The 8,583-nt window shown below is 69.1% G+C and carries 6 protein-coding genes; all 6 read right to left on the reverse strand.

Annotated features, from left to right (window positions below; genetic code table 11):
- Positions 1-123: 123 nt before the first annotated feature.
- The gene (locus tag AAEX60_RS03060; RefSeq protein ID WP_342101144.1) at positions 124-1,707 is read right to left on the reverse strand and encodes a DUF3352 domain-containing protein; all 1,584 of its coding nucleotides are present in this window, start codon (positions 1,705-1,707) and stop codon (positions 124-126) included.
- A gap of 113 nt (positions 1,708-1,820) precedes the next feature.
- Positions 1,821-3,359, reverse strand: a complete 1,539-nt coding sequence (locus AAEX60_RS03065; protein ID WP_342101146.1) for a hypothetical protein — start codon at positions 3,357-3,359, stop codon at positions 1,821-1,823.
- A gap of 190 nt (positions 3,360-3,549) precedes the next feature.
- Complete coding sequence (rpmA, locus tag AAEX60_RS03070; protein WP_342101149.1) at positions 3,550-3,816, reverse strand: 50S ribosomal protein L27; 267 nt, start codon at positions 3,814-3,816, stop codon at positions 3,550-3,552.
- A gap of 9 nt (positions 3,817-3,825) precedes the next feature.
- A complete protein-coding gene (gene rplU / locus AAEX60_RS03075; RefSeq protein ID WP_342101151.1) occupies positions 3,826-4,134 on the reverse strand; it encodes a 50S ribosomal protein L21 in 309 nt (102 codons plus the stop codon).
- A 247-nt stretch (positions 4,135-4,381) separates the two neighbouring features.
- Entirely contained in the window at positions 4,382-7,378 is a 2,997-nt protein-coding gene (locus AAEX60_RS03080; RefSeq protein WP_342101152.1) for an Rne/Rng family ribonuclease, read from the reverse strand.
- Between the two features lie 231 nt (positions 7,379-7,609).
- The gene (locus AAEX60_RS03085) at positions 7,610-8,335 is read right to left on the reverse strand and encodes a TIGR03936 family radical SAM-associated protein (protein WP_342101153.1); all 726 of its coding nucleotides are present in this window, start codon (positions 8,333-8,335) and stop codon (positions 7,610-7,612) included.
- Positions 8,336-8,583: the final 248 nt, after the last annotated feature.

Here is an 8,583-nt window from a genome sequence, read left to right on the forward strand (position 1 = left end):
TCTGGCAGAAGGCGGGTGGTGCCAATGCCACGGCATCAGCCCGACAAGTCTACCCGGGACAACGACGCGGGCGCCCCGGCCACTGCTGGCCGAAGCGCCCGACGCGGCTCGAACTGGTGAGGACTACTTGGCAGTGACCCGCAGGCTCATGCCGGAGTAGTTGTTGTCCTCATTGTTGGAGGAGATGCCGACGGCCTGCAGCGGCTCGACATTCTGCTTGTCCTTGTCGTTCATGTCCTTGGTGATCAGGTCCTTGAACGCGTCGATGTTGACGTAGATCACCGACTGGGACTTGTCGGCATTGGCGACGGCGGTCTTGTAGGCGGCGTCGTCGGCCAGCTTGCCGCTGGGCTGGGACACCTTGGTGGCCCAGTCGGTGCTCATGGCCAGCACCGGGGCGGTGTCGCTGCCGCTGACCTGGATGCCATTGCTGCCCAGCCCGGTCCGGGTGAGGATCTCCTCCACCTTGGCCTTCTCGGTGTCCATGGCGACGGCGACCGGAACGTCGGCCGGGGACTCGATCTTCTCCGGGTCGCCGAGCTTGCCCACCGAGACCCGCAGGTCCTTGCCCAGCAGGGTCTTCAGGTCATCGGGGAGCTTCAGTTGGGTCTTCTGCTCCACGTCAGCGATGGTGGCGCCCTCCTGCTCGATCGCCTTCTTGATCATGTCCCAGTTCTGGTCCACCAGGGTGGCGCCGTCGGCGATGCCGAGGGCGACGGTGGTCTCACCGGGCAGGTCGCCCACCTTGGTGCTGGCGCTGCTCTTCGGCAGGTCCTTGCTGGCCTTGGACACGGTGCGGAACTCGGGATTGCCGCCGGTGAAGCGCAGCGTGGCGGCACCGGAACGGAAGTCGGCCTGCTGGATCTGCTTCATCGGGTCCGGGGCACCCGTGGAGCCCGGGGTGGAGTTGTTGATCTGCTCCGCGACGTCGGAGGACTCCATCAGCTGGACCAGGCCGTCCTTGTTGCCCCACATGGTCATCATGCCGGTGTCACCCAGCTGCTTCAGGTCCTCGGTGAACTCCGCCTTCTTCTCCAGCGGGTCGGACTTGGCGTCGGCGACGGCCTTGTCGGCGTCGGCCTGGGTCTTGGCGGCCACCAGGTAGCCGTCGCTGAAGGCCAGGCCGCTCAGCTTGTTCTTCTCGTCGGTCTCGCACTTGTTCAGCTTCTCGAAGCCGGCCCGGGCCTTCGCCTCGTCCTTGGCCTCGATCACCATGATCGGGTTCTTGGCCCCGGAACGCACGGCGACGGCCAGGTGGTCGCCCAGCCACGGCTTGATGTCGGCGTCGTAGTTGACGTCCTTGAGGCAGCTGCTGTCCTTGCTCATGGAGGTCCACAGTTCCTGCTTCAGGTCGCCGCCCTCGGTCAGGCTCACCTTCTCCTTCAGCGACGGGAACTTCATGGCAAACCGCACCATCTCCGCCTTCTGCGACATGTCGGGGTCGAAGTTCACCTCGGCATAGCCCACGGCGTCGCCCGGGATCATGGCCGACGAGGCGGCGTCGTCCCCACCGAACATGTTCATCGGGTCGGCGATGGCCAGACCACCGGCGCCCAGCGCCAGCACCGCCAGGCCGGCGATCCCGGCCTTGAGACCGGCACCGGACTTCTTCTTGGGAGCGGTCTCGATCTGCCCGGGCGCGGCGGGAAAGGCGGTCTCACCGGTGGCCTGCGGGGAAGGGTATCCGTTGGGATTGTGCTCGGTCATGAGGTGGGTCCTTTCTGGCGTTCTGTCAGCGGCAGCCTAGGCGGGCCGCAGGTCAACAGCGGTGTGACGCAGGTCACCAGTCCCTGGTTCCCAGTCAGCCATCAGGCTTCTGCCTATCGGCGCGGGGTGACCCGCAGCTTGGCGACGGAGTAGTTGGCGTCCTCATTGTGGGCGTTCACGCCGACGGCCTCCAGGTCCTGCAGCCATGGCCTGAGCCAGGTGGGAGCGATGTCGGAGGCCACCGGGCCCAGCCTCGCCAGATTGGCGTACAGCCCGATCTGGCCTTGCTCCGGCGTGGCGTAGGCCGCACGGAAGCCGTCATCCGAGGTCAGCCGCTTGCGGCTGCGTAGCACCTGCTTGGAGCGCTCCGCATCCTGCGAGACCACCACGGTGCGCTTTCGTCGCGACGGCTGGTACCCGTCGGAGGAAACGCCGGAGCGCCTCACCAGGGCCTCCACCCGGTCCGCGTCCTTGGTGCTGCGGGCCATCGTGGAGACCTGCATCGGCAACTCGGCCAGCGAGGTCACCGGGCCAGAGGCCGGGGAGAAGCTGACAATGAAGTCCTTGCCCAGCATGGTCCGGGCATCCTCGGGCAGGGTGCCCTTGAGCCGCTGGGCCAGCGGGGCCGGGTTGGCCCCCAGCCGGGTCAGCAAGCGCTGGGCCTCGGGCCAGTGCTCGGCCACCACTTGGTCACCGTCGCTGATCCCCACCGCCAACACGGTGTCCTGCGGCAGGCTGGCCATCCCCATCTCGGTGGTGCTGGTCTTGTGGGGTTGGTCGGCCTTGGCCACCAGCTTCAGCTCCGGTGTGCCCTCGATCATCCGCAGGGCACCGGCGGCGCTGCGCCAGCCCGCCGCCCTGGCCTCGTCGCCCAGCCGCTGCACTAGGCCACCCTGGCGCCCGATCCGACGCGCGACCTCAGGGTGCTCGGACAACTCGATCAGGCCCTGCTTGGTGCCCCAGAAGTTGAACAGGCCCAGCCGGCCCACCCGCTTGCGGTCCTCGACGAACCGCGGGTCCGCGGACAGCGGTGCATCCCGGCCGGTGTCCACCAGCTCGGTGGCCTGCCCCTTGCCGGGTGCCAGCACCAGGAAACCGTCCCGGTAGGCGGCATCGGGCGGCAGCGCCCCGCAGGCGGCCAGCTTCGCCGCGCCGTCGCGGGCCTGGGCCTCGTCGGTCACCTGCAGTGCCCAGACCGGCGCGGACTGCTCATCGGGCAGGGCGAGCGCCACCTTGCGTCCCAGCCAGGGCTTCACGGCCTGCGTGTAGTCCACCCCGGCACACCGGGTGCCGGCGGCCAGACCGCGCCACAGCTCCTCGCGCAGGTCGCCCTTCTCGGTGAGCGTCAGGACCTCACGCGCCGGCCTCAGCGTCATCGCGAAGCGAGCCATCTCCGCCTGCTGCAGCAGGTCCGGCTGGACGTCCAGTTCGGCGTAGAGGGCCATCCCTTCGGGCAGCACCTCGGCCCCACTGTCCACCGCGGGATGCTGGCGTCGGTCCCACACCAGGAAGCCACCGACGGCCAACAGGACGGCCAACAGGCCGATCAGCGCCGCCCGTGGCCACCCGCCACGCCGGCGGGTGGGCGCCGCACTCGTCCCAGTGGCGCCGGGCTGGGTGTCGTCGGTGATGGCTTGCTGCTGGCTGGTCACGCGTGTCCTTGCGAGTCGTGGTCGGTGCCGGATCCGGCGGTGGGAGCTGGACTTCCCGGCTGCAGCACAGCCTACGCAAGGCCACTGACAAAATTGCAGCACCCAGGCTGGAGGTGGGCGCCGGGAAACAGCACTGAGGGCGGCCCGGAACGGACCGCCCTCAGCGAATGTCAATCAGATGATGCCGCGTTCAGCTGGCGGCAACCTCGACGGGCTGGATGTTGACCACCCGGCGACCCCGACGGGTGCCGAACTCAACATTGCCCTCCACCAGCGCGAACAGGGTGTCGTCGCCACCGCGACCCACGCCATTGCCGGGGTGGAAGTGGGTGCCACGCTGCCGGACGATGATCTCGCCAGCGTTCACCAGCTCGCCGCCGAAGCGCTTCACGCCGAGGCGCTGCGCGTTCGAGTCGCGGCCGTTCTTGGACGACGATGCGCCCTTCTTGTGTGCCATGTCAGCTCCTCAGGCCTTGATACCGGTGATCTTCACCTGGGTGTACTTCTGACGGTGCCCCTGGCGCTTCTTGTAACCGGTCTTGTTCTTGTACTTCATGATGCGGATCTTGGGACCCTTGGTCTCAGCCAGCACCTCGGCCGAAACCGAGGCCTTCTCCAGGGCACCCTTGTCAGAGGTGACGGTCTCGCCGTCAACCAACAGCAGCGGGGTCAGCTCGACGCTGTCGCCCACCTTGTCGGTCACCTTGTCGATCTCAACAACGTCGCCAACGGCAACCTTGTGCTGGCGGCCGCCACTGCGCACGATCGCGTACACGCCTGACCTACTCTCGTTCGATGTCGTGAGGAAAAATCCAACAGGCTCCCGGCCTGCTGAAAGTCATTCGGTGGGTGGAGCGACGGGCCATCGACCCATCACGCCCGCAACCCGGACCGACCGCCAACTTTACCGGCGCCTCCGCACCGGGTCAAACCGACGGCCTGTCAGTGGTCCAACCAGTGTGTGAGCCCGTCGAAGGGGCCGCGCCCTGATGGCTTCGACAGGCTCACCCACCGTGTGGGACTCAGTGATTGTTCCGCCGTCCGCGACGGCCGCCGTGGCGCTCTCCCCCGTCGGCGGGAGCCTGGGACTCCACCGGGTGGTCGTGCCGGATGAATCCCCGGCCACCGCAGCCGGAGCACTCCTCCGTGAAGGCCTCGGCCAGACCGGTGCCGATCTTCTTGCGGGTCATCTGCACCAGGCCCAGGCTGGTCACCTCGGCCACCTGGTGACGGGTGCGGTCCCGGCCCAGGCACTCCACCAGGCGTCGCAGCAGCAGCTCCCGGTTGCTGGGCAGCACCATGTCGATGAAGTCGATTACGATGATGCCGCCGATGTCACGCAGCCGCAGCTGGCGCACCACTTCCTCGGCCGCCTCCAGGTTGTTGCTGGTGACGGTGGCCTCCAGGTTGCCACCGGTGCCGGTGAACTTGCCGGTGTTGACGTCGATCACCGTCATGGCCTCGGTCCGGTCGATCACCAGCGAACCACCGCTGGGCAGGAAGACCTTGCGCTCCAGCGCCTTGGAGATCTGTTCGTCGATCTTGTGCTTGGCAAACAGGTCGCCCTGGCTCTCGGTGTCCCACTTGGTGAGCCGCTCGGCCAGGTGCGGCGCGACGTGCGTGACGTAGCCGTTGATGGCCTCGTAGGCGTCCTCCGGCCCACCATTGCCGGCCACCACCAGCTCCTGGAAGTCCTCGGTGAACAGGTCCCGGACAATCCGCACCGTCAGGTCCGGCTCGGCGTAGAGCTGCTGCGGGGCGCTGCCCTGCTTGGACTTCTTCTCGATGATCTCCCACTGCGCCTTGAGCCGGTTCACGTCGCGCACCAGCTCCTCCTCGCTGGCGCCCTCCGCGGCGGTCCGTACGATCACCGACGACTTGTCGTCGATCAGCTCGCCCAGGATGTCCTTGAGGCGGTGCCGCTCGGAATCGGCCAGCTTGCGGCTGATGCCGGACAGGTGACCGCCCGGGGAGTAGACCACGTAGCGGCCGGGCAGGGAGATGTGGCTGGTCAGACGGGCACCCTTGGCGCCCACCGGGTCCTTGGAGACCTGCACCAGGACGGTCTGGCCGCTCTTGAGCACCTGCTCCACCTTCTTGTGCTCACCGGCGGCGCCGAAGGCGTCCCAGTCGATCTCACCGGCGTACAGCACGGCATTGCGGCCACGGCCGATGTCGATGAAGGCGGCCTCCATGCTGGGCAGCACGTTCTGCACGCGGCCCAGGTAGATGTTGCCGATCAGGCTGGTGGCGCTGGCGCGGTCCACATAGTGCTCGACGAGGATGTTGTCCTCCAGCACGGCCAGCTGGGTGTACTCCTCGTTCTGCCGGATCACCATCCGTCGGTTCACGGATTCGCGACGGGCCAGGAATTCCGACTCGCTCAGGATCGGCGCGCGACGACGGCCGGCCGCCCGGCCCTCCCGGCGGCGCTGCTTCTTGGCCTCCATCCGGGTCGATCCGTCGATGCCGGTCACCTCGTCATTGGCCTGCGCGGCGCTACGGATCCGGCGCGGCTCGCGCACCCGGACCACCACATCGCTCGGGTCGTCCTCGGCGCCGCCGGTGTCCTCACCGCGACGACGGCGACGACGACGCCGACGACGGCCGGACTCGGAGCCCTGCTCGTCGGACTCGGCCTTGTCCTGGTCGTCGTCGGTGGAGTCCTCGGAGTCGCCCTCCTCCGTGTCGGACTTGTCCGCGTCGTTCTTGCTCTGGGCGTCATCCCCCGACTCGTCGTCGTTCTGGGAATCGCTCCCGCGACGACGGCGGCGGCCACCGCGACGACGGCGACGGCGGCGCGAGCCGCCCTCCTCGTCGTCCTGCTGGGCCTCGGACGAGTCCTCGGAGTCATCGGACTGCTCGTCCTGATCGGCCTCGTCCTCCTCGGCCCCGGACTGCTCATCCCGGGCCTGCTCCTGGACGTCGAACTCCTCGTCCTGGTCCTCAGCCTGCTCGGCATCCTCCGGGTCGACGGCCAGCTGCTCGGCCTCCGGCACACCCTCGATGGCGGGCACGGCCGGCACCGGGGAGAGTTCGGGATGCCGGTCCCCCGCGGCGATGGAGGCGGCCAGGGAGTTCAACACCGCCTGGGCGTCCACCTCGCCATTCTCGTCGACGGGCAACTGCGGGCTGACAAAGGGGTTCGCAACGGACTTGGCCACCTTGCGGCCTCGCCGCGGACGCTCGGCCGCGGCGGCGGTGACGGCCGCCAGGGCGGCGTCGACGTCGCTGGTGGGCTCGGCCTGGGGTGCCGACCCGTCCGCAGACTCCGCCGCCTTGGCACTCTTGCGGGTACGACGACGCTTCGGCGCCGGCTCGCCCTCGGGCGCCTGGGCCGACTCCGCGGGGGAATCATCGGGCTCGGGCAACTCGGCGGACCGGACCTCAGCAGGCTGGACCTCAACGGGAGCATCGGCCGAAGGATCAGCGGTGGCGGGAGCCTCGGCAGCAGAGGCAGTCTTGCGGCTGCGGGTCCGACGACTGCGGGCGGGCTTGGCCGCCGGCTCCGACTGGCTCTCGGCGGTGGCCTGGGCGTCGGCAACCAACGGCGCGGTGGCCTCGGACAGTTCGGCGCTCTCGGCCTGATCGGTCTCAGCCGGACTGGTGCCCTGGTGCTGGGGCTCGGCGGCAACATCCGACGGCTCGGGCTCCGCCGGCGCCTGGAAGGCGGGGATGGTCTGCGGGACCGCGGTGGGTTCCGGCAGGGGCTCCGGGGCGGCGGCCTTGCGGGTGGCGCGCCGACGCTTGGGCTTCTCCGGGGCGGACTGCCCCGCGGCCTGGTCGGTTGCCTCGCCCTGGCTGGCCACCCCGCTGGCCTGGCCGGCGGCCTGGGTCACCGGGATCGTGGCCCCGGCGGCGGCCACCTCCTTGGGCGGCCCGGCGGGGCGGGAGGCGGCGCGGCGGCGCTTGGGGCGCTCGGCCGGGGTGCTGGGTTGGGCAGCACCGTCGGACACGGTGCTCTGGGTGGGATCCTGCGGATCGGTCGGCTGTTCCGAGTCAACGGAAAACTCGAGCATGTGTGCTCCTAGACACCCTGCGGGTGCGGTTCGTCAGCCGCAGCAACAAAGCCGCGGCCGAAAAGCTGGCGGAAATCGGATCAGCCGGCAGAGCCCCGCGGTCGAAGGCGTCGTCGCGGTGGGCAGTGCTCGCCAATCCGAGTGAGCAGTCACAACGGGCTGCTTACCTGTCCGCCAGTATGGCACAAGTCACACCGCAGGATGGATCTCCCGCCCCTGCGTGGCGCGCCCTCAGCCGCCCACCCGCATCGCGTCCAGCAGCTCCCCGTCGCGCAACTCCCCTTGTGTCAGCCGGGTCAGCAGGGCCGGGCGGGGAACCTCCAGTACGGGCTCGATCTGCCGCAGGGCCCGCACCACGTCGTCGGGCCGCACCAGCGGGGTGGTGTGATGGGCAAGCAGTTCCAGCACCGTGGGCTCGGTGATGGTCAGCTCGATGATCGCGCCCCGCACGTCAAAATGGCGCATCCCGGTCTTGGTCATCCGGCTGATGCTGAACTCCTCGGCAGCCAGCAGGCTGGCCACGGCCCGCTCCAGTGCGGCCGGGTCGATGTCCCCCTCGCCCACCGGGTCCAGCTCGATCCGCCAGCGGGAGGCGGTCAACACCTCGTTCAGGGAGCGACGGTCGGAGACCACCACCCGCACCACGTCCAGACCGGGCGGCAGGGCCTTGTCCAGGGCGGCGCACACCGCGTCGGGATCACAGACCTCGCTCAGGCCGATCTCCAGGTACTCCGCCTCGGTGGCCGCCGACGTCGGGGAGGCATTGGCATAGGACAGCCGGGGATGCGGGTTGAAACCCGAGGAATAGGCCATCGGGATGTGGGCCCGACGCAGCGCTCGCTCGAAGGCCCGCCCGAAGTCACGGGTGCTGGTGAAGCGAGCCGGGCCGCGCTTGGCGTACTGCACGCGGAGCCACTGGGCCGGCGGGGCCTGCTGTTCTGGTTGCTGTCGAGCCATGAGGCGAAGCCTAGCGGCAGCCCACCGTGGCTCCGGCCACCCGGAGAGCCAGCAGTCGTGGAAGCAAACGCGCACGGGCTGCAACCAATCGGGCACGTGACGCGTATGAAGGGTGAGCACCGCACCGGACCCGCCACGCCGGATGGGCGTGGTCCCGGAGCTCGATTACCGGGGGAAGAGGCCCGGGGGGGGGGGGGGGGGGGGCGGAAGGCGCAAAAGAACACAACAAAACACCCCACCCCAAACCC

The organism is Luteococcus sp. H101, assembly GCF_038433155.1.
Classification (GTDB): domain Bacteria; phylum Actinomycetota; class Actinomycetes; order Propionibacteriales; family Propionibacteriaceae; genus Luteococcus.

What these genes read in the sequence shown, in the direction of transcription:
- AAEX60_RS03080 (WP_342101152.1), bottom strand. Translation starts at nt 7,378, where the DNA reads ATGCTCGAGTTTTCCGTTGACTCGGAACAGCCGACCGATCCGCAGGAT.
- AAEX60_RS03085 (WP_342101153.1), bottom strand. Translation starts at nt 8,335, where the DNA reads ATGGCTCGACAGCAACCAGAACAGCAGGCCCCGCCGGCCCAGTGGCTC.
- rpmA (WP_342101149.1), bottom strand. Translation starts at nt 3,816, where the DNA reads ATGGCACACAAGAAGGGCGCATCGTCGTCCAAGAACGGCCGCGACTCG.
- AAEX60_RS03060 (WP_342101144.1), bottom strand. Translation starts at nt 1,707, where the DNA reads ATGACCGAGCACAATCCCAACGGATACCCTTCCCCGCAGGCCACCGGT.